Below are 19,986 nucleotides of genomic sequence, written 5' to 3'. Positions count from 1 at the left end.
TGGCATATCGTGCTTCGAGATCACGGCAAGATCTGCAGTGCAATGAAGATGAGAAGGCCGATACCCGAGCCGACGATGGAACCGTTCATGCGTATCCAGAGCAGGTCAGGCTCTACCTTATCGTAGACGAGGTGGTTGAGCTGCTCGTCCGTCAGGCGCTCGAGGACACTCTCGACGACGACGCCGACGAGCGTCTGCGCGTGGAGCGCCGAGCGCGCGATGAGATCGTAGAGGAAGCGGCCGACGGTATGGCGCAGCTCATCGTCCTGCTGCAGCAAATGCAGGCCGCGGTCGTACTCTTCTTCGATGATGGCGGCCAGACGGCTGCGCAAGAGAGGCAGATGCTCTTCGACGGCGTCGACCTGGCGTGCTGCATCGGCGTCGAGGTGCTCGCGCATGTGGGCCACGGCCCGGCGCACGACTTCCTCGATCGGCAGGTCGGCCACCAAGCTGTCGCGCAGTTCATGCACGAGCTGATGGAACCCCGGCTCCGCATTGAGCACGGCTGCTTTCTCGTAGAAGAGCTCCAGCATATCCCTCTGCAGCTGGGAGTCGCGCGTGCCAAGCTCGCGGAGCATCGCCACGAGCTGCTTCTGCATGATGCTTGCCGCCTCCTCCAGGTTGACGAGATCCATGGCTTCAGCCAGCCCTGTGAGGAAGAGCGCCAGTGTGCCCTTGGCCTTCTCCTTCTCGTACTGCTCGAGCATCGCTTCGATGGCCCGGGCCGTCTCCGGGCGCTCAGCGCGCACGCACAAGTAGGCGGAGATGTGCTCGAGGAAGTCCTTGTCGCGACCGCTCTGCTGCAACCAGCGCCCGATGCTCATGAAGAGCTCCTCCGGCTCCATCGTGCTCAGGTGCGTGCGGATGCGCCGCGCAAACTCAGCGGCCTTCTGCTCGCTGTCCTTCTTGAGCAGGAAGCCGCGCGCATAGTGGTAGAGATGGTGCGAGATCTTCGCGCGCGTGTCTGCCTCGCCGAGCCACTTCATGAGCATCGGCATGAGGTGCAGGCGCTCTAAGTGGCGGAATACCTTGCGCCGCGAGAAGAATTCCTTCTGGACCATCGTGACCGATGCCTTGATGAAGGACTGGCGGCGGCGCGGCAGAATGGCCGTGTGGTACGGGAAGCCGAGCGGCTTGCGGAAGAGCGCCGTGACGGCAAACCAGTCCGCGATGCCGCCGACAAGCGCTGCTTCCGCGCAGAAGAGGAAGCCCTCGGCGAACACCGAATGCGGCAGCTGCAGGTGCACAAATAAGGCGAGCAGGAATACGAGAAACGCGAGGAAGAGCACGCGGTCTGCCTTGTTCCATGTCTTCATAAGCCCCACATCCTTTCTGCCGCCCAGACGAGGAGGTAGAGCCCCATGCCGACGAGCGAGCCGACAATCGAGCCGTTGATGCGGATCATCTGCAGGTCGTCCTGGACTTTCTCTTCCACGAAGGCGACGAGCGCATCGTCGCTGAACTCGTCGAGGCGCTCGTGGATGAGTCCCGGGATGAGCTCATGATGCTTTGTGAGCTCGCTCTCGATGAGGTCCTTGAGCATCTTGTCGAAGCGGCGCTGCCAGGCTTCTGAATGCACGAAGTCATCGATGCGCTGCTCGATAAAGGCGTTCAGGTGCGGCAGCCAGAAGGGCTCCTCCCCCTTGAGCACATTCTCGATCCAGGAGGCGATCATGCCCTCGATGTCCATCTGCGCGAGCCAGCGCTCTTTCCACTCCCCGAGCGCATGGCGCAACGATGCATCGTTGCTGAAAGAGAGGACCATGCCTTCAAAGCCGGCCTTGAGGCGCGCATACCCCTCTGTCTGCTCGCTCAAGAGATCTTCGAGTCCCTTCTGCGCCTTCTCGTTGAAGATTGCGAGGAGCTCCTTGTCGTCGAGGCCGAGGGCCGACAGCACGAAAGCGCGCCCGGCTGACTCGCCTTCGTATTCCTTGCGCAGCACCTTGATGTTGTCGAACAGGACCTGCTGCATGGCCGGCGACTGCAGGACCTGCTCGCCGATGGTCAGGACGCTGTGCAGGATGCGCTTGGAATGCTGCTCTTCGCCAAGCGTGCGCACGAGCTCCAGCAGGACGTTCTCGAGTGCGAGTCCCCGCAGGCCCTCGCGCACTGCCGGGGCCAAGTCCCTTGCCAGGGCCTCACTGTCGAGGTCATTGACGACCTTGAGGACGACGGTATCGACGACCTCGATGACGCCCTCGCGGCCGCCGCGGTGCTCGAGGTAGTCGACGAGCAGTCCCGCCGTGTCCTGTTCGCGTATGACGCGCATGATGTTCTCGGTACTCAAGAGGTCATCGCTCGCGAACGTCACGATGGCGTCCATGATGCGCTTCCTGTTGCGGCGCAGGACATCCGTGCGGTACGAGATGCCCAGCGGCTTGCGAAAGAGCGCCGTGACGGCAAACCAATCCGCCAGGCCGCCGATCGTCGCGGCCAGGAAGCCGTGATGGAAGAGCCCCATCACGAAGCCGGAGCCCCCCGCCGCCATCGTGCCGAGGAAACCGGCCGCGCTGATGCCGAGTGCCAGATTCGCCTTATTTTTCTTCTGCAACCTTCACACCTCAGATTCTCGCGACGAGATCCTTGAGATACTTCTTGAACGGCGTGCCGAGATCCTCGCGGCGCAGCGCGAATTCCACCGTCGCCTTGAGGAAGCCGAGCTTGTCGCCGAGGTCGTAGCGCTTGCCCTCAAAATCGTAAGCGTAGACGGCCTGCTGGCGCGCCAGTTCAAGGAGTGCATCCGTGAGCTGGATCTCGCCGCCCTTGCCGGGTGCCGTATGCTCCAGGATGCCAAAGATTTCCGGACGGATGATGTAGCGGCCGAGGACGGCCATGCGGCTCGGCGCCTCTTCGAGGCTCGGCTTCTCGATCATGTCGCGCACGCGCATGAGGCGCGGATCCTCCGTCGCATCGCCCGCGACGATGCCGTAGGACGAGACTTTGTCGTCGGGCACCATCTGGCAGCCGAGCACAGAGCCGCCCGTCTTGTCGTAAACATCGATGAGCTGACGCAGCGCCGGCTTCGCGGGATTGTAGACGACATCGTCGCCCAAGAGCACGGCAAACGGCTCATCGCCCATGAAGGCCTTGGCACAGAGAATGGCGTCGCCGAGGCCGCGCATGTAGCGCTGGCGGATGTAGTGGATGCGGATGTTAGCCGTATCCTGCACCATCTTCAGGAGGTCGAGCTTGCCCTTCTTCTTGAGCTCTGCCTCGAGCGTCGGCGCCGAGTCAAAGTGGTCCTCGATGGCACGCTTGCCGTGACCACTGACGATGAGTATCTCCTCGATGCCGCTCGCGAGCGCCTCTTCGACGATGTACTGGATGGTCGGCTTATCGACGATTGGCAGCATCTCCTTCGGCGTCGCCTTCGTCGCCGGCAGGAAGCGCGTGCCGTAGCCGGCCGCCGGAATGACTGCTTTTCTGATTTTCTGCATGTTGAATTCCCCTAACATTTTACATTTTGCTTGTCGCTTGTAGACGGTGGCAGTTCCCCACCTGCCACGTACACGCATGTAATACGATAACAATATATTATTATACACGATGGCGGCCTTTTCCTGCCACAAGAAAAAAGCTGCCACAGCAATGTGACAGCTTTTGCTAGAAAAACGTGAGAATCTCGCTTATTTCTTGTGGAAGACCCACATGTAGGCGGCGAAGTCCGTGTCGATCTTCGGCACCTCGATGCCGCTGTACATGAGTTCATCGCCGTAGAAGGATTTGCCTGCAAGGCTCAGGCTCTTGCTGCCCGCACCGTCATGCGACAGTCCCTGAGCCGGGTAATAAGCGGCGACATCATACTCTGCGGCCGCATCGAGTGCCTGGAGCTTCAGCGTGCGCAGTTCCGTTGCCGGCGTCGCGAGCGTCTTAAAGTAGAGGAGCACGACCTCCTGACCGTCTCTCGATACAAACTCCCAAGCCGTCTCGTTGCCCTTGCCCGCAAACGGCGTGAGCAGGCGGTAGAAACGGCCGAGCTGCATCGTCGGGCGGATCTTCTTGTAAAGCGCGATGTGGCTGCGGACCTCTGCCTTCTCCGCCTCGCTCATGCGCGTGATGTCCATCTCGTAGCCGTAGCAGCCCATCATCGCGGCGAAGGCGCGCGTCTGCATCGGCGTCACGCGGCCAACCTGATGGTTCGGCGTCACGGAGACATGGGCACCCATCGTGATGGGCGGAAAGACCATGCTCGTGCCACTCTGGATGGAGAGTCGGCAGATGGCATCTGTGTCATCGCTCGTCCAGGTCTGCGGCATGTAGTACAGGATGCCTGCATCGAAGCGGCCGCCGCCGCCCGAGCAGCTCTCGAACAGGATGTCCGGATGCGTCTGCGTGATGCGCTCGAGAATGTCGTAGAGGCCGAGCACGAAGCGCGTGCGCACCTCACCCTGGCGCTCTGGCGGCAATTTCCCCGAGAAGGCATCCGTCAGATGGCGGTTGAAGTCCCACTTGACGTAGTCAATCGGCGCAGTGTCGAGAATCTTGCAGACAGCGTCGACGAGGTAGTCGCGCACATCGGCGCGCGAGAGGTCGAGCACGAGCTGATGGCGGCCGAAGCTCACCGGGTACGACGGCGCCCTGAGCACCCAGTCGGGATGGGCGCGGTAGAGGTCAGAGTCGACCGACACCATCTCCGGCTCAAACCAGAGGCCGAACTTGAGGCCGCGCTTGTGTGCGCTCTCTGCGACGCCCTGCAGGCCGCCCTTTAGTTTCTCCATGTTGACAACCCAGTCGCCGAGCGAGCTGTTGTCGTCCTCGCGCTTGCCGAACCAGCCGTCATCGAGCACCATGAGCTCGATGCCGAGGTCCTTGGCGCAGGCGGCGAGGTTGTCCATCTTCGCATCGTCGAAATCGAAGTACGTCGCCTCCCAGTTATTGACGAGGATTGGACGCACGGCATCGCGGTACTTGCCGCGCACGATGTGATGGCGCACGATCTCGTGGAAGGACTGGCTCATGCCATTGAGTCCTTCTGTGCTGTAGACGAGGATGGCCTCCGGCGTCTGGAAGGATTCACCCGGCTCCAGGTGCCAGCGGAACTCGAACGGGTTGATGCCGCCGACGACGCGCGTCGTGCCGAACTGCTCGACCTCTGTCTTGAGCGAGAACTCACCACTCCATATGAGGCTGAAGCCGTAGACCTCGCCGCTCTCCTCGCCCGCGTCCTTGCGCACGAGCGCGAGGAATGGCGATGCCTGATGCGAGCTCGCACCGCGGCGGCTCGCACTCTCCTCGATGCCGTGCATCAGTGGCACGCGCTCTGCCGTGCGCTCGGATGCATGGCCGCCCCAGAGGTTCATGCGCTCAAAGTCGTGATCCGGGAAGTCGAGCGCAAAGCTCGCCGCATTGAGCAGGTCCAGAGGCTCCTCACCGCTATTCTTCAGGCGCACGCTGCGCGCGATGGCGTCCGCGCCCGCAAATACCGTGTAGAGGAGCTCTGCCTCGAGCTTGCCCTGCGAGTCCGCCAGCGTGATCTTGAGTGTCTCCGCCTCATCTTCTGCGGCATACGAAGCCGGAAGGCCTGGAAGTGCCGGCTTGCCCTTCACGATCTCATAGCCCTTGTAGAAAAGCTCCGTCGTCGTCGTGCCGTCCTGGAGACGCACCTCGTATGCTGGGATGCGGTAGTCGACGTGGCCGTAGCTCGGATATTCCTGCGGCAGCACATCGAGCGAGAACGTGCGCTCATTCTCATAGGCAGCCGGCTGCGGCGAGAACGCGCGGTCGATTTCCTGGAACGGGCGGCTATCGCGGAAAGTCCGCAGCTTCCTGCCCCAGTATCGATGCATGAGGTAGCGGCCGCGGACGACCTGCATGACATAGCTCATCTTCGCATTGCTCAGATGGAAGATGCCTGTCTTTTCATCAAACTGGATCATTGCTCATCCTATCCTTTCACTCAGATACCCTTAAAGTAGAAGGCAAAGTGCTTTGCCGTGTTCTTGACGGTGTATTCTGGCAGGACCGGAGCACCCCAGGTGTTGTCGCCGCCGACGCCGCACTGGCCGAGCGATGCGCGCAGGAAGGTGTGATGGACCTCCGGCAGATCGTAGGCATGGCGCGCGTTCTCGAGCTCGTGGGCGCTGTACGGCAGAGCCGATGCTTCAAACGGCTCCTCGTCCATGGCAAGGCGCACGCCGCGGCCGCGGTGATCCGTGACCTCAATCCAGCGGACGCCGCAGTGGTTGCCCGTCTCCTGCGGCAGCAGGTACGGCTCGACCTCATCCTTGGCCTGCGTCTCGAAGATGCCGAGCTTTGCGCCGCGCTGGCGGTCTGCATAGTTGTCGAGCGGACCGTAACCGTAGAAGCGCACCTGGCCGTAGTCAGCAGGCATCGTGAAGATCATCGCGAAATCCGGGATTTCCGGCAGGCCCTCGACTGCGTCGTAGTCGAGCTCAACCTTGATAGAACCATCCGGGACGACCGTGTACGTCATGCGGCAGGACGAGAGCGGCTGTGTCGCCAGCTCATACGTGAAGCGGACGGAGATAGAGCGTGCCTCGTACTCCTTCTGGCCGAGCTGGCCGAACCAGTCGAACTCCTGCCAGTTGCCCGCATCATCGAGCAGCTCTTTCTTGACGCAGCGGCGGTAGAGGCTCGCGAGCTTCCACTGCGCCGTCATGAAGTCGCGGCGGCTGCCGTAGTCGTTGTCGACCGGCGCACGCCAGAACGACGGCTTCGGAGCCTCCTCGATGAGCTCTACACCGTTGCACTTATAGGACGTGAGGTTGCCCGAAGCCCCCGAGAACATGATCTCGAAACCCGTGCCGCGCACGCCGAGGTCGATGTCGCCGTGGACGATGTGCAGCGGTTTCTCTGGCTTCGTCTCAAGCTCCATGTTCGGCGTGTAGTGGAAGCAGCGCGCGCTCTTTACAAAGTCCGTCGCGCAGACAGCTTCGTGCGGCTCCGGCACCTCGACCTCATCGACATGCCACGTGCCCTGGCCGAAGGCAATCTCAAAGCCTCTCTTAGCCCAGAGCGTGTCTTCCTTGAGGCACAGCGACGCCGTGACCGTCTCCTCACCCGCATTCGTCAGAGGCAGGTCCTCAAGAGAGACGGTGCCCGACTCGCCCGGCAGGATGTGCGGCGCGTCCGCAGTCGTCTCCCAGATGGTCTTGCCGTCGAGCATGAGCTCCAGGTGCAGCTCATATGACGCCGTATCGGTGAACAGGCTCTTGTTGTGGATGGTGACCTGCTCAGCTGTGACATCGAGGTCGAAGTTCTGGTAGTTGAACTTGACATCCTGCATCTTCGTCGTCAGCTTGCGGTCAGCGAACAGGATGCCGTCGCCGCTGAAGTTGCCGTCATTCGGGCGGTCGCCAAAGTCACCGCCGTACGCGAGCGCATCCTTGCCATAGCGGTCCTTGTGCCAGATGGCCTGATCGACAAAGTCCCAGATGAAGCCGCCCTGGTAAAGCGGTTCCTCATCCGTGAGGTCCGTGTACTTGTGCATGCCGCCGATGCTGTTGCCCATCGCGTGCGTGTACTCGCAGCAGATGAACGGCTTGTCGCGGTGCTCGGCGAGGAACTTCTTGATGTCCGCGACCGTCGGGTACATCTGGCTCTCCATGTCGCTCGTACCGTTATAGCGGCGGTCCCAGAAGATGTTCTCGTAGTGGACGAGGCGCGTCGGGTCAGCCTGGCGGAAGTACTCACTCATCACGTAGAGGTCCTTGCCGCCGCAGGACTCGTTGCCGCAGGACCAGATCAGGATGGCAGCGTGGTTCTTGTCGCGCTCAAGCATGGATTTCGCGCGGTCGAGGATGATATCCTGCCACTCCTCGTGGTCATTCGGCAGCGTCTCCTCGACGATGTCGCACTTGCCGTTGCGCATCCAGGAGCCGTGCGTCTCGAGGTTCGTCTCATCGATGACGTAGAGGCCGTAGCGGTCGCAGAGTTCGTAGATGTAGCTCGAGTTCGGGTAATGCGAGCAGCGCAGCGCATTGATGTTGTGCTGCTTCATGATGATGATGTCCTTCTCGATCTCCGCAGGATCTGCCGCGCGGCCGCTGTAGCAGTCAAACTCGTGGCGGTTCGTGCCCTTGAAGACGATGCGCTTGCCGTTGAGCTTCATGAGCCCATCGTCCATGCGGAACTCGCGGAAGCCGATGTTCTGCGGGATGACCTCAAGCAGATGGCCCGCTTCATCCTCGACCGAGATGACGGCGCGGTAGAGATTCGGAGCTTCTGCGCTCCAGAGCTTGACGCCCGTGAGCTCCGCCTCGAAAGAGGACGTGAGTCCCTCGGCCTGCTGCTCTTCCTTGAGGCAGCACTCACCCGTCTCAGCATCGAAGAGCTCAATCTGCACCTTGTGTGCCTCGCCGCTGTTCCACTTCATGTCGAGGTGGAGCTTGCCGTCCTGGTAGCCATGAATTGGCGCTGCCGTGACGCGCAGGTCATCGAGGTGGATGGCCGGCTTCGTATAGAGGATGACCTCGCGGAAGATGCCCGAGAAGCGCCAGAAATCCTGGTCCTCGATCCAGCTGCCCGAGCTGAAGCGGAAGACCTGCAGCGCCAGGCGGTTCACGCCAGCCTTGAGATACGGCGTGAGGTCGAAGTCGGACGGCGTGAAGGAATCCTCACTGTAGCCGACGTACTGGCCGTTGAGGTAAACAGCGACAGCCGACTCGACGCCCTGCAGCGAGAGCACGGCATTGTCCCAGCCTTCTGGCAGGACGAAGTCCTTGACGTAGGAGCCGACAGGGTTGTCGCGCTGCGGCACCTGGCCCGGATGGACGACTTCATGGCCGTCCCACGGATACGTCTGGTTCGTGTACTGCGGCACGCCGTGGCCTTCCATCTGCCAGTGTGCCGGCACACGGATAGTCTCCCAGCCGCTGACATCGTAATCCGGCTGCTCGAAGCCCTGCGGACGCGCGGCGAGGTTGCGCGCGTAGTGGAACGACCAGATGCCGTTTAGGCTGCGACGCAGCGAGGAGACGCCTTCCGCCATCTCCATCGCATCGGCGAAGGCCACGTGGTCACTGTGGGCCGGCAGGCGGTTCTCTGCAAAGAACGTGGGGTCTGCAAGACGATCGACTGTAAACATCAGATATTTCCTCCTTTTTTCACGAAGAAAGGCCGCTGTATCAATCTGGTACAACGGCCCCCTCCTAAGGTCACATGTCATGCGATGGCATGGATGCCATCGACGACGCTGTTCATTTTTAACACATTATTTGCTGAGGTCTTCCCATTTCTCCTCGAGCTCGCGGACGATGCGCGCATGCTCTGCCTCCGTCAGCGTTACCTTTGCACGATAGATGAAGGAAGCGATGACCATGAGGACGATCGGAGCTGCGAACATGACGATCTGGAAATGGAAGAGTGCGTCCGGCTTGATGTCAGCAGCGGAAGCACCGCCCGTCATGCCGACCCAGACAGCGACGAGGCCGATGATGCCGCTCGAGACAGCACCAGCGAATTTATCGACGAGAGGACGTACGCAGAGGCAGACAGCTTCATCGCGATGACCGATCTTGAGCTGGCCATACTCGACGGAGTCCGTAATCGTCATGAGGACGACGAGGAAGACGAGCGGCTGCGGCAGAGCGAAGAGGCCTGCGCCGATGAGTGCCATCGTGACATTCGTGCCGGAACCAGCATAGATGAGGAGCGCAACGAGCATGATGGCAATGGAAGCGAAGAAGAGCTTGCGGCGGCTGAACTTAGCCGTCAGAGCCGGGAACAGGGCAACGGCGATAAGGCCGATGACTGTGTTGATGACACCGAGGATGGAGAATTTCGTAGCATCACCGATGACGTAGATGAAGTAGTAGAGGTTGAAGTTGTTGACGATGTTGATGCCGATACCGTAGACGAGGTAAGCGATAGCCGTCCACATGAGCTGGTCGTTCTGCGTCAGGACCTTGAATACGTCTTTTGCAGAAGTCTCCGTCTTGTTCTCACGCAGTGCAGATTCCTGCTCGTGCGTGCCGAGGCCGAGGATAATGGCACCGAGCGTTGCGATACCGCCGCCGACGCAGGCGAATGCGAACCAACCAGTCGGGTCACCAGCGCCGCCGTTCTGGTTCAGCGAGAAGTAGAGGACGACCGGCATGACAATGACCGTGACGAGGTTGGCACCGAAGACGGAACCGATACGGGCAATCGTAGCCGTGATATCGCGTTCATGCGAATCGAAGGAGAGCGCCGGGATCATGGACCAGATAGCAACGTCTTTCGCGCTGTAGAAGATATCCATGATGAAGTATACGATGGCGAAGAGGATCAGGTAGAGCGTCGGATTCGTGACCGTCAGGCCGCCGAAGTCCGTGAACAGGAAAGCCAGCGTGATGGCTGCGACAAAGGCGCCGACGATGACCCATGGTTTGAAGCGGCCCCAACGCGTCTTCGTCTTATCGATCAAGTTGCCGATGAACGGATCGACGAAGAGCTCGAGGATACGGAGCACGAGGATAATCGTCGTGACAATGCCGATCATGTAAGCATCATGGCTCGGGTTGTCCGAGTGGAACAGGTTACTCGTGACAAAAATCATGAAGTAGGTACCGATCATGGCATAGAACACGTCATGACCGAACGTGCCGCACGCATAGCAGATGCGCTGCAGTAATTTGCTATTCATTATGAATGCCTCCCCTAATGAATCCCCAGTGATGATAGGTTATGCTTTGACCTTGTTGATGTAAGCGATGATGCCGTCGGCAACCTCTTCGAGCGAAGCGCCCTTGCTCGTGTTGACGACGAGGTCGTAATTTGCGCCGTCGCCCCACGTGCGGCCCGTGTAGTAGTTGTAGTAGCGGGCGCGCTTCTCGTTCTCGCGGTTGAGCTCCTTGAGGCTCTTGCCTTCGTAGATCGTCTGGCCGCGCTTCTCGCGGAACTCATCATCTGCGCAGACGAAGATATCGAAGTGGTTGTCGTTGTTGCGCAGTGCGTAGTCAGCGCAGCGGCCGAGGAAGATGCACGAGCCATCCTCTGCAATCTTGCGGATGACGGCGGACTCGCTCATGAACATGCCCTGGCTCGATTCGCCCATGTGCGTACCGAACGAATGGAACGGGATGAAACTCATCGAGAGCGGCTTGACCGTGTTCTCCATTTCGAGCAGCTCGTCTTCGCTAAGGTCGTGGATGCCGAGCTTTGCCGCTGCCAGATGTACGAGCTGGCGATCGTAGAGCTTGATGCCGAGCTTCTCGGCGAGGATGCCGGCCAGCTCACGTCCGCCCGCGCCATACTGACGGCTGATCGTGATGACGAGATTCTCTTTCATAGTAGATTTCCCCTTTCAAAGTGTAAACGTTTTCTCTTTCGATAAGACAGCTCTCCCCAACAAGGCAGGATCCGAAATGATTGAGATGAGTTCTCTTGGTAACCTTGTTGTCTTTTCTTTCGCAAGTAGCAAACGTTTTCTTTTGTTTACAGTTAGTATTATACGCTATTAAATAATAAAAAGCAAGAGGATTTTCAGGGATTTTTACTTTTTTATCTGTTTTCTAAATTGTAGTTGCAATTCGTCGTTTTGAGGGGGCAAAAAAGGAGAGATAGGGTAAACGTATACCCTATCTCTCCTATCAAGAATGACAATTTATTTTGCCATGAGTTTGGCCACTTTATTGGCAAAATCGACCGGATTCTCCGGCAGGATGCCCTCGATCAGCAAGGCCTGCGTGTAGAGGAGATCGCAGTAATCCTTGAAGTCCTGGCTGTCCTTGCCTGCCTCGTGGATCTCCTTGAGGCGGCTGAAGAGCTCGTGATGCGGGTTGATCTCAAGGATGCGCTGTGCCTTGAACATCGGATTCTTCATCTGAGAGAACGCCTGCTCCATCGCGAGCGACGGACCCGCTTCGTCAGCGACGAGACAGACAGCGCTGGACTTGAGCCTCGAGGATACCTTGACGTCCTCGACCTTGTCGCCGAGCGCTTCCTTGATATCCTTCATGAGGTCGCTGTTGTCCTTCTGGATCTCCTCCGTCTCCTTCTTGACCTCCTGGCTCTCCGCATCGTCGAGGCCGAGGTCACCGCGGCTGATGGAGTGGAACGGCTTCTCCTCGTACTGGTGGATCGTCTCGATGGCGAATTCATCGACCGGGTCGAGCAGGTAGAGCACCTCGATGCCCTTGTCGCGCAGCGTCTCCATCTGCGGCAGCTGCTCGATTGTCTCCTTGTCCTTGGCCGTCGCGTAGTAGATCTTCTTCTGGCTCTCCGGCATGCGCTCGACGTATTCCTTGAGCGTGACGAGCTTGCCCTCCTTCGAGCTCAGGAAGAGGATGAGGTCCTTGAGCTTGTCGACCGTATCCGAGCCGCTGTAGATGCTGTTGTAAATGCCAATCTTGAGCGACTTGCCGTACTCGTTCCAGAATTTCTCGTACCACTCGCGGTCATTCTTGAGCTTGCGCGACAGCGTCTTGAGGATGTTCTTCTCCAGAGCACGGCCGATGGCCTTGAGCTCGCGGCTCTGCTGCAGGAGCTCACGCGAGATGTTCAGCGAGAGATCCGGCGAGTCGACAAGGCCCTTCATGAAGCGCAGGTAGTCCGGCAGCAGGTCCTTGCACTTGTCCATGATGAAGACATGGCGGCTGTAGAGCTGCAGGCCCGGCTCGTAGTCCGTCTGGTAAAGGTTGAACGGCGCATGCGCCGGGATGGCCAAGAGTGCCGTATACTCGACCGTTCCCTCTGCCTTCGTGTGGAAGACCTCCATCGGGTCCTCCCACTCGTGGAACTGGTGCTTGAAGAACTCGTTGTACTCTTCCTTCTTGATCTCCGACTTGTTCTTCGTCCAGAGCGGCTGCATGGAGTTCAGCGTGCGCGTCTCGACCTTCTTGATCTTGTCGGCACCCTCGATCTCCTTGCCGTCCTTGTCCTTCGGTGTCTCCTCGAAGGTGAAGTCCATCTTGATCGGGTAGCGGACGTAGTCGCTGTACTTCTTGACGAGGCGCTCGAGCTCGTAGTTGTCCGTGAAGTCCTGCTCGGCTTCCTTGCCGCAGAACGCATCCTTGAGGTGTAGCGTGATGGCCGTGCCGCGCTCCGCCTTCTCGCACTCCTCAATGGTGTAGGAGCCGTCTGCATTCGACTCCCACTTCCAGGCCTGCTTCTCGCCTGCCTTGCGCGTCACGATCGTCACATGGTCCGCGACCATGAAGGCCGAGTAGAAGCCGACGCCGAACTGGCCGATCATCTCTTTGTCCGTCAGGTCCTTGTTCTCCTCTTTCGCCTTCTTGAGCTGCTCAAGGAAAGCCTTCGTGCCGGACTTCGCGATCGTGCCGATGTTCTCGATGAGCTCATCACGGTTCATGCCGATGCCGTTGTCGGCGATCGTCAGCGTGTGCTGCTCTGCATCCGGCGTCAGGAAGATCTGGAAGGCCTCATCGCCTTCGAGCAGGCTGCGGTCTGTCAGGCTCTCGAAATGCGCTTTATCGATTGCATCCGATGCATTGGAGATGAGCTCGCGCAGGAAGATCTCGTGATTCGTGTAGATGGAATGAATCATGAGGTCGAGCAGCTGCTTTGTCTCCGCTTGGAATTCATGTGTTTCTTTTGCCATGGAAATCTGCCTCTCTTTATCTAGGATTGTTATATGCACAGATAGGTGTTAGCACTCATAGTCTCCGAGTGCTAACGTACAGGTATTAATATACACCATAAACAACAAAAAGTCAAAGATATTCCATAAAAAAAGAGCCACTGCTCTCGCAATGACTCCTGACAATCCACTCAGCAGGCAGCTGCCATTTTTGCACGATCGGCCTGGCGCATCCTCTGTACAAAGGAATCCGTCAAGTGGACTTCAAAGTCTTCCTTGACCTTGGCGAGTGCTGCATAATCACTTTCCTGCATCTCCTGCTCCTCCCCGTCTGCCGTGAAGGCCTTGAACGAGGGAATCGCCTCGCTGCCCGTGAAGACGAGAACGCGGTCAGCACCGACGCCGAAGCGGCGATGTGCGAGCAGCCGGATGGCTGCTGCTCCCGGCATGAATCCCGTCGTGCCATCCATTACCATATATTCCTGTTTCTCTACCTGATAGATTCGAACGATCATCATACCGGTCACCCTTTCTTTCTTGCTTGCGATGGCTCTATTATAGCAGTCATCGATATGCAAGAAAATCACAAAATATGCTTTATATATTGCAAAAAGTGTCCTATGATAGAAGCAGGAGGTGTTTTAATGCAGACGTATCCCAAAAAGGGCTATCTGAGCAGCGACTTCCGCGTCTTCCACCTGCACGACAGGAAGCTGCGCGATATCCCCTTTCACTACCACGATTTCCATAAGATCATCCTGTTCCTCGGCGGCCATGTCGACTACATCATCGAGGGCAAGACATATCACCTGCGGCCAAACGACATCGTCTTTGTCACGGCTGGCGAGATCCATCGGCCGGTCTTCCTCGACGATGAAGCGGCATACGAGCGCATCGTCATCTACATCGCGCCGGACTTCCTGCGGCGCCTCGACACACGCGCGAAGCTCTCCCAGTGCTTCACGGAGGCCAGGGAACACGGCAGCGTCATGCATCAGCTGCCGAACCGCAGCCATGACCTGCTCTTCCACATGGACAAGCTCGAAAAAACAGCCCATGGCGAGGGTTTCGCCAATGGGCTGTACACAGAGATCCTCTTTATTGAATTCTTGATCCTGCTCAACCGCAGCCTCGGGGACCACGAGCTCAAGACCTTGGACGCCGTCTCATACGACCCCAAGATCCAGGAAGTGCTCACCTATATCAACGAGCATCTCGCGGACGACCTCTCGATCGCGGTGCTCGCGGGCCACGTCTTCCTGAGCCGCTATTACCTCATGAAGAAGTTCAAAGCCGATACAGGTTACAGCTTGCATGCCTACATCCGCAACAAGCGTCTGCTCTTCGCGCGCGACCAGCTCCGCACAGGAAAGTCCGTCACCGAGATCAGCCATCTTGCAGGCTTCCGCGATTACTCGACATTCTCACGAGCCTTCCATGCGCTCTTCCACTGCTCGCCCAAGGAATGGCGTGCCAGTCACGAGCCTGCCGGATATCACTCCGATGCTTTCTCCTCGCGGTCGAGCAGCTTCTGAACGGCGTCTTGCATGTGCGTGTCGGCGACCGTCTCGATCTGGCCAGCATCACACTTAGCGGCGAGCTGCGGCTCGATGGGGATGCGCGCGAGCACATCGAGGCCGTACGACTTCGCGATCTCTTCGATGTGGCTGTGGCCGAAAATCTCGTGGCGCTTGCCGCAGTCGGGGCACTCGAAGTAGCTCATGTTCTCGACGAGGCCGAGAATTGGCACCTTCATGCCCTCGGCCATCTTGACGGCCTTCTCGACGATCATCGAGACGAGTTCCTGCGGGCTCGTGACGATGATGATGCCATCGAGCTTGATGGACTGCATGACTGTCAGCGGCACATCGCCCGTTCCCGGCGGCATGTCAACAAACAGGTAATCGATGTCCTCCCAGATGAAGTCGTGCCAGAACTGCTTGACGACACCACTGATGATCGGACCGCGCCAGACGACGGGGTCCGTCGAGTTCTCAAGCAGGAGATTCATGCTGACGACCTCGATGCCGCCGGCCGTGCGCACCGGATAGGCACCAGCCTGGTTGCCGCGCACTTCGCCCTTCGTGCCGAACATCTTCGGGATGGACGGGCCCGTGATATCGGCATCGAGGATGCCCGTGTGCTTGCCCTTGCGGCTCATGGCCACCGACATCAGCCCTGTGACGAGCGATTTGCCGACGCCGCCCTTGCCGCTGACGACAGCGATGACGTGGCGGATTGTGCTGAGCTCATTCGGCGCTTCGTGGAAGTCCTTCTTGCGTGTGTCCTGGCCACAGGTTGTCCCGCAGGAGCCGCAGTCATGGTTGCATGTTTCTGACATAGTGATACCTCCAGACTATATCGCTTAGTATTTCTCAATCCTATCATTGATAATGCAAAAACCCTCCCCGCAAGAGCGGGGAAGGTTTTATTTTTGTTGTTGGGGTTCTTGGATTATGCGCCCGTGTTTTCCGTCGTAGCTTCCGTCTCAACCGTCTCAACTGTCTCAGCTGATTCAGCGGACTCTTCCGGAGCAGCGACAGGAGCTTCTTCCACCGGCTTCGGGTCGTTATCGATGACCTTGAGGTTGCGATAACGGCTCATGCCCGTACCAGCCGGGATGAGCTTGCCGATGATGACGTTCTCCTTGAGGCCAATGAGCGGATCGACCTTGCCCTTGATGGCAGCATCCGTCAGGACACGCGTCGTCTCCTGGAACGATGCAGCCGAGAGGAAGGAATCCGTGGCCAGAGAAGCCTTCGTGATGCCGAGCAGGATCGGCTTGGCGACAGCCGGCTCGCCGTCTTCCTCGATGGCCTTGGTGTTGGCCGTCTCGAAGGCATTGATGTCGATGTACTCGCCCGGCAGGAAATCCGTCGTACCGGACTCCTCGATCTTCACCTTGTGGAGCATCTGGCGGACCATGACCTCGATGTGCTTGTCGTTGATCTCAACACCCTGGGATTTGTATACCTTCTGTACTTCGTACACGAGGTAGCGCTGCGTAGCCTGCAGGCCGCAGACGCGCAGGATGTCGTGCGGGTTGACCGAACCCTCAGTGAGCTTGTCACCCGGCATGAGGTGCATGCCCTGCTTAACGTGCATGCGTGCGCCGTACGGGATGGCATACTCGCGCGCCTGGCCCTCGCTCGGATGGATCGTGACCTTGCGCATGCCCTTGCCCGTATCCTCGACCTCGGCATCGCCTTCAATCTCTGCGATGATGGCGTGATGCTTCGGCTTGCGTGCCTCGAAGAGCTCTTCGACACGCGGAAGACCCTGGGTGATATCGTCACCAGCGACACCGCCGGAATGGAACGTACGCATCGTGAGCTGCGTGCCCGGCTCGCCGATGGACTGTGCGGCAATCGTACCGACAGCCTCGCCGATCTCGACCTCTGCCTGGTTGGCGAGGTCGCGGCCGTAGCACTTGACGCAGACGCCGAACTGCGATTTGCAGGTCAGGACGCTGCGGATGGAAACGCGGTCGCGCACCTTCTCGATGCGCTTTGCAAGGGCCTCGTCGACCATGTCGTTGATGGAAGCGATGCGTTCGCCCGTCTCCGGATCGTCGATGTTCTCGGCGAGGAAGCGGCCGACAATGCGCTCTGCCAGCGACTCGATGATGCCGTCGCCTTCCTTGATGGCTTCGACTTCGATGCCGCGAACATTGTTGTTGCGGATGTGGATCTCCTTGGCGTCGCTGTCCAGGATATCCTGGATGCTCTGCTGCGTGAGCTTCTCGCCTGCCTCAAAGACAACCGTGCCGTCGAGAGCGACGACGTCGTGCGTGACTTCCTTGCCATTCATCTCCTGGAAGATGGCCTGACGCGTCTTCTCGCGCTCCTTCTCATCCGGTTCGCCGAGCGTGACGACTTCCGTGATCATCGCATTGGAGAGCGAAGCCTCCGATGCGAGCGAGGAGCCGCGGACCATGATCTCGTGGACATTCTTCTCGCCGATCGTCGTGAGTTTCTCTTCGTCGAGGATCGTATCCTTCGGGAAGAGGACTTCCTTCGTCTCCGGATCGAGCACGTCGGCGCCGAGCAGACGGCCCATGAGGCTGTCGTTGAGCAGCTCGAGGGCATCGAATGTTGAGGCCGTCAGGCGTGCGCGCGCCTGGACGAGGTTCAGCGTCGAGACATCGCAGTCCTCTTCGCGGACGATGACATCCTGCGCGACATCGACGAGACGGCGCGTGAGGTAACCCGAGTCAGCCGTACGCAGTGCCGTATCGGCCAGACCCTTGCGGGCACCGTGCGAGGAAATGAAGTAATCGGATACCGACAGGCCCTCGCGGAAGTTTGCCGTGATTGGCAGGTCGATGATCTTACCAGACGGATCAGCCATGAGGCCGCGCATGCCGGCGAGCTGACGCATCTGCTGCTTGTTACCGCGGGCACCGGAGTCCGCCATCATGAAGATCGGGTTGAAGGCGTCCATGTTGTCCATCATGGCGTCTGCGACATCGTCCGTAGCCTTCGACCAGAGAGCGACGACCTTGTGGTAGCGCTCGTCCTCGGTGATAAGACCGCGGTCGTACTGGCGCTCGACCTTGTTGACGATCTTCTGCGTATCGCCGATGATGACTTTCTTCTTCGGCGGCACGATGACGTCGGAGATGGCGACCGTCATGCCGGCGATGCAGGCATAATGGTAACCGAGGTTCTTGACGCCGTCGATGACTTCTGCCGTCTTCGTCGCGCCAAAGTGGTTATAGCAGTTGGCAACGAGTTTGCCAAGCTCTTTCTTGTTCATGAGGATGCCGAGCTTCCACTCGTCACTGCCCTTGTCCTGATGGTAGTAACGGAGCTCCGGCGGCAGGATCTCGTTGAAGATCATGCGGCCGAGAGATGTGCGCACGAGGCCATAGCCTTCGATGCGGCAGCGAATCTCCGCCTGCAGCTCAAGGTCGTGCTGCTGATAAGCGAGCAGTGCCTCAGCGATACCCGTGACGACCATGCCCTCGCCCTTGGCGCCTGGCTTGAGGATCGTCAGGTAGTAGGAACCGAGAACCATATCCTGCGTCGGGACGATGATTGGCTTGCCGTCCTTCGGTGCGAGGATGTGGTTGGCTGCGAGCATCAGGATGCGCGCCTCAGCCTGTGCCTCGGCCGACAGCGGCAGATGGATAGCCATCTGGTCACCATCGAAGTCGGCGTTGTAGGCCGTGCAGGCCAGCGGATGGAGCTTCAGTGCATGACCTTCCGTCAGGACCGGCTCGAAGGCCTGGATGCCGAGACGATGCAGCGTCGGAGCACGGTTCAGGAGAACCGGATGCTCCTTGATGACGTCTTCGAGGACGTCCCAGACCTCTGGACGCGCGCGCTCGACCATGCGCTTTGCACTCTTGATGTTGTGCGCAGCACCCGAAGCGACGAGCTTCTTCATGACAAACGGCTTGAAGAGCTCGAGTGCCATGACTTTCGGCAGGCCGCACTGATGCAGCTTGAGTTCCGGGCCGACGACGATAACGGAACGGCCCGAATAGTCGACGCGCTTGCCGAGCAGGTTCTGGCGGAAACGGCCCTGCTTGCCCTTGAGCATGTCCGAAAGGGACTTCAGGGGGCGGTTGCCCGGGCCCGTGACCGGACGGCCACGGCGGCCGTTATCGATCAGGGCGTCGACAGCCTCCTGCAGCATGCGCTTCTCGTTGCGCACGATGATGTCCGGCGCACCGAGGTCCAGGAGGCGCTTGAGGCGGTTGTTGCGGTTGATGACGCGGCGGTAGAGATCGTTGAGATCCGAGGTCGCGAAGCGGCCGCCATCGAGCTGTACCATCGGGCGCAGGTCCGGCGGGATGACCGGAACGACATCGAGGATCATCCACGACGGCTTATTGCCCGACTTGCGGAATGCCTCAACGACTTCCAGGCGGCGGATGGCGCGGACTTTCTTCTGGCCGGAAGCCGTGCGGACTTCCTTGCGCAGGACTTCGCTCATGCGATCGAGGTCGAGTTCCTCGAGGAGCTCTTTGATGGCCTCAGCGCCCATGCCGACGCGGAAGGTATTGCCGTACTTCTCGAGCGCTTCATGGTAGTCCTTCTCAGAGAGCAGGCTCTTCTTCGTCAAATCCGTCTCGCCCGGATCGAGCACGATGTAGTAGGCAAAGTAGAGGACTTTCTCAAGCGCACGCGGCGAGATATCGAGAATCAGGCCCATACGGCTCGGGATGCCCTTGAAGTACCAGATATGGGAGACCGGAGCGGCGAGCTCGATGTGGCCCATGCGCTCACGGCGGACTTTCGCCCGCGTCACCTCGACGCCGCAGCGATCGCAGATGATGCCCTTATAACGGATGCGCTTGTACTTGCCGCAATGACATTCCCAGTCACGCGTCGGTCCGAAAATGCGCTCGCAGAACAGGCCGTCACGCTCTGGCTTGAGCGTGCGGTAGTTGATCGTCTCCGGCTTCTTGACTTCGCCGTAGGACCACTCCCGGATCTTGTCCGGGGATGCAAGCCCGATGCGCATCGAATCAAAATTATTTACATCCAGCAAAGAGA

General features: G+C 59.2%; 12 protein-coding genes. 1 reads left to right on the top strand and 11 read right to left on the bottom strand.

All coding sequences use genetic code 11. From position 1 onward, the window contains the following. Positions 1–20: 20 nt before the first annotated feature. From T518_RS07045 to T518_RS07005, 9 genes are all read right to left on the bottom strand, one after another. Positions 21–1,316: a DUF445 domain-containing protein gene (locus T518_RS07045; protein ID WP_036377415.1), complete on the bottom strand. Its 1,296-nt coding sequence runs from the start codon at positions 1,314–1,316 to the stop codon at positions 21–23. Then, positions 1,313–2,551: a DUF445 domain-containing protein gene (locus tag T518_RS07040; protein WP_036377413.1), complete on the bottom strand. Its 1,239-nt coding sequence runs from the start codon at positions 2,549–2,551 to the stop codon at positions 1,313–1,315. Before T518_RS07040 ends, T518_RS07045 begins: the two co-directional genes overlap by 4 nt. A gap of 10 nt (positions 2,552–2,561) precedes the next feature. Then, a complete protein-coding gene (galU, locus tag T518_RS07035) occupies positions 2,562–3,437 on the bottom strand; it encodes a UTP--glucose-1-phosphate uridylyltransferase GalU (RefSeq protein WP_036377410.1) in 876 nt (291 codons plus the stop codon). Positions 3,438–3,626: 189 nt separating this feature from the next. Then, entirely contained in the window at positions 3,627–5,876 is a 2,250-nt protein-coding gene (locus T518_RS07030; RefSeq protein ID WP_036377407.1) for an alpha-galactosidase, read from the bottom strand. A 20-nt stretch (positions 5,877–5,896) separates the two neighbouring features. Then, complete coding sequence (lacZ, locus tag T518_RS07025; protein WP_036377405.1) at positions 5,897–9,046, bottom strand: beta-galactosidase, LacZ type; 3,150 nt, start codon at positions 9,044–9,046, stop codon at positions 5,897–5,899. Between the two features lie 126 nt (positions 9,047–9,172). Beyond that, entirely contained in the window at positions 9,173–10,585 is a 1,413-nt protein-coding gene (locus T518_RS07020; protein WP_036377403.1) for a glycoside-pentoside-hexuronide (GPH):cation symporter, read from the bottom strand. Between the two features lie 39 nt (positions 10,586–10,624). Beyond that, entirely contained in the window at positions 10,625–11,230 is a 606-nt protein-coding gene (locus T518_RS07015) for a cytidylate kinase-like family protein (RefSeq protein ID WP_036377401.1), read from the bottom strand. A 315-nt stretch (positions 11,231–11,545) separates the two neighbouring features. Next, the gene (htpG, locus tag T518_RS07010; protein ID WP_036377397.1) at positions 11,546–13,501 is read right to left on the bottom strand and encodes a molecular chaperone HtpG; all 1,956 of its coding nucleotides are present in this window, start codon (positions 13,499–13,501) and stop codon (positions 11,546–11,548) included. Between the two features lie 170 nt (positions 13,502–13,671). Then, on the bottom strand, positions 13,672–13,998 hold the full coding sequence (locus tag T518_RS07005; protein ID WP_244881869.1) for a diaminopimelate epimerase: 327 nt from the start codon (positions 13,996–13,998) through the stop codon (positions 13,672–13,674). A 126-nt stretch (positions 13,999–14,124) separates the two neighbouring features. Between T518_RS07005 and T518_RS07000 the strand changes: the two genes are divergently transcribed. Continuing rightward, positions 14,125–15,015, top strand: a complete 891-nt coding sequence (locus T518_RS07000) for a helix-turn-helix transcriptional regulator (protein WP_070099891.1) — start codon at positions 14,125–14,127, stop codon at positions 15,013–15,015. Here the strand turns inward: T518_RS07000 and T518_RS06995 are convergent. Both T518_RS06995 and rpoC read right to left on the bottom strand, forming a co-directional pair. Next, positions 14,976–15,821, bottom strand: coding sequence for an Mrp/NBP35 family ATP-binding protein (locus tag T518_RS06995; RefSeq protein WP_036377394.1), 846 nt, complete (start codon positions 15,819–15,821; stop codon positions 14,976–14,978). The genes T518_RS07000 and T518_RS06995 overlap by 40 nt on opposite strands. A 113-nt stretch (positions 15,822–15,934) precedes the next feature. Further along, the gene (rpoC, locus tag T518_RS06990) at positions 15,935–19,981 is read right to left on the bottom strand and encodes a DNA-directed RNA polymerase subunit beta' (RefSeq protein WP_036377391.1); all 4,047 of its coding nucleotides are present in this window, start codon (positions 19,979–19,981) and stop codon (positions 15,935–15,937) included. Between the last annotated feature and the right edge of the window lie 5 nt (positions 19,982–19,986).

The sequence above is a fragment of the Mitsuokella jalaludinii DSM 13811 genome (assembly GCF_000702905.1).
Taxonomy (GTDB): Bacteria; Bacillota; Negativicutes; order Selenomonadales; family Selenomonadaceae; genus Mitsuokella; species Mitsuokella jalaludinii.
The sequence above is the reverse complement of the archived record's forward strand: the minus strand, read 5'-3'. Positions and strand labels throughout refer to the sequence as shown.

Bases quoted from the DNA above. Each gene is read 5' to 3' on its own strand.
- T518_RS07045 (WP_036377415.1), bottom strand. From the start codon at position 1,316: ATGAAGACATGGAACAAGGCAGACCGCGTGCTCTTCCTCGCGTTTCTC.
- galU (WP_036377410.1), bottom strand. From the start codon at position 3,437: ATGCAGAAAATCAGAAAAGCAGTCATTCCGGCGGCCGGCTACGGCACG.
- T518_RS07030 (WP_036377407.1), bottom strand. From the start codon at position 5,876: ATGATCCAGTTTGATGAAAAGACAGGCATCTTCCATCTGAGCAATGCG.
- lacZ (WP_036377405.1), bottom strand. From the start codon at position 9,046: ATGTTTACAGTCGATCGTCTTGCAGACCCCACGTTCTTTGCAGAGAAC.
- T518_RS07020 (WP_036377403.1), bottom strand. From the start codon at position 10,585: ATGAATAGCAAATTACTGCAGCGCATCTGCTATGCGTGCGGCACGTTC.
- T518_RS07015 (WP_036377401.1), bottom strand. From the start codon at position 11,230: ATGAAAGAGAATCTCGTCATCACGATCAGCCGTCAGTATGGCGCGGGC.
- htpG (WP_036377397.1), bottom strand. From the start codon at position 13,501: ATGGCAAAAGAAACACATGAATTCCAAGCGGAGACAAAGCAGCTGCTC.
- T518_RS07005 (WP_244881869.1), bottom strand. From the start codon at position 13,998: ATGATGATCGTTCGAATCTATCAGGTAGAGAAACAGGAATATATGGTA.
- T518_RS07000 (WP_070099891.1), top strand. From the start codon at position 14,125: ATGCAGACGTATCCCAAAAAGGGCTATCTGAGCAGCGACTTCCGCGTC.
- T518_RS06995 (WP_036377394.1), bottom strand. From the start codon at position 15,821: ATGTCAGAAACATGCAACCATGACTGCGGCTCCTGCGGGACAACCTGT.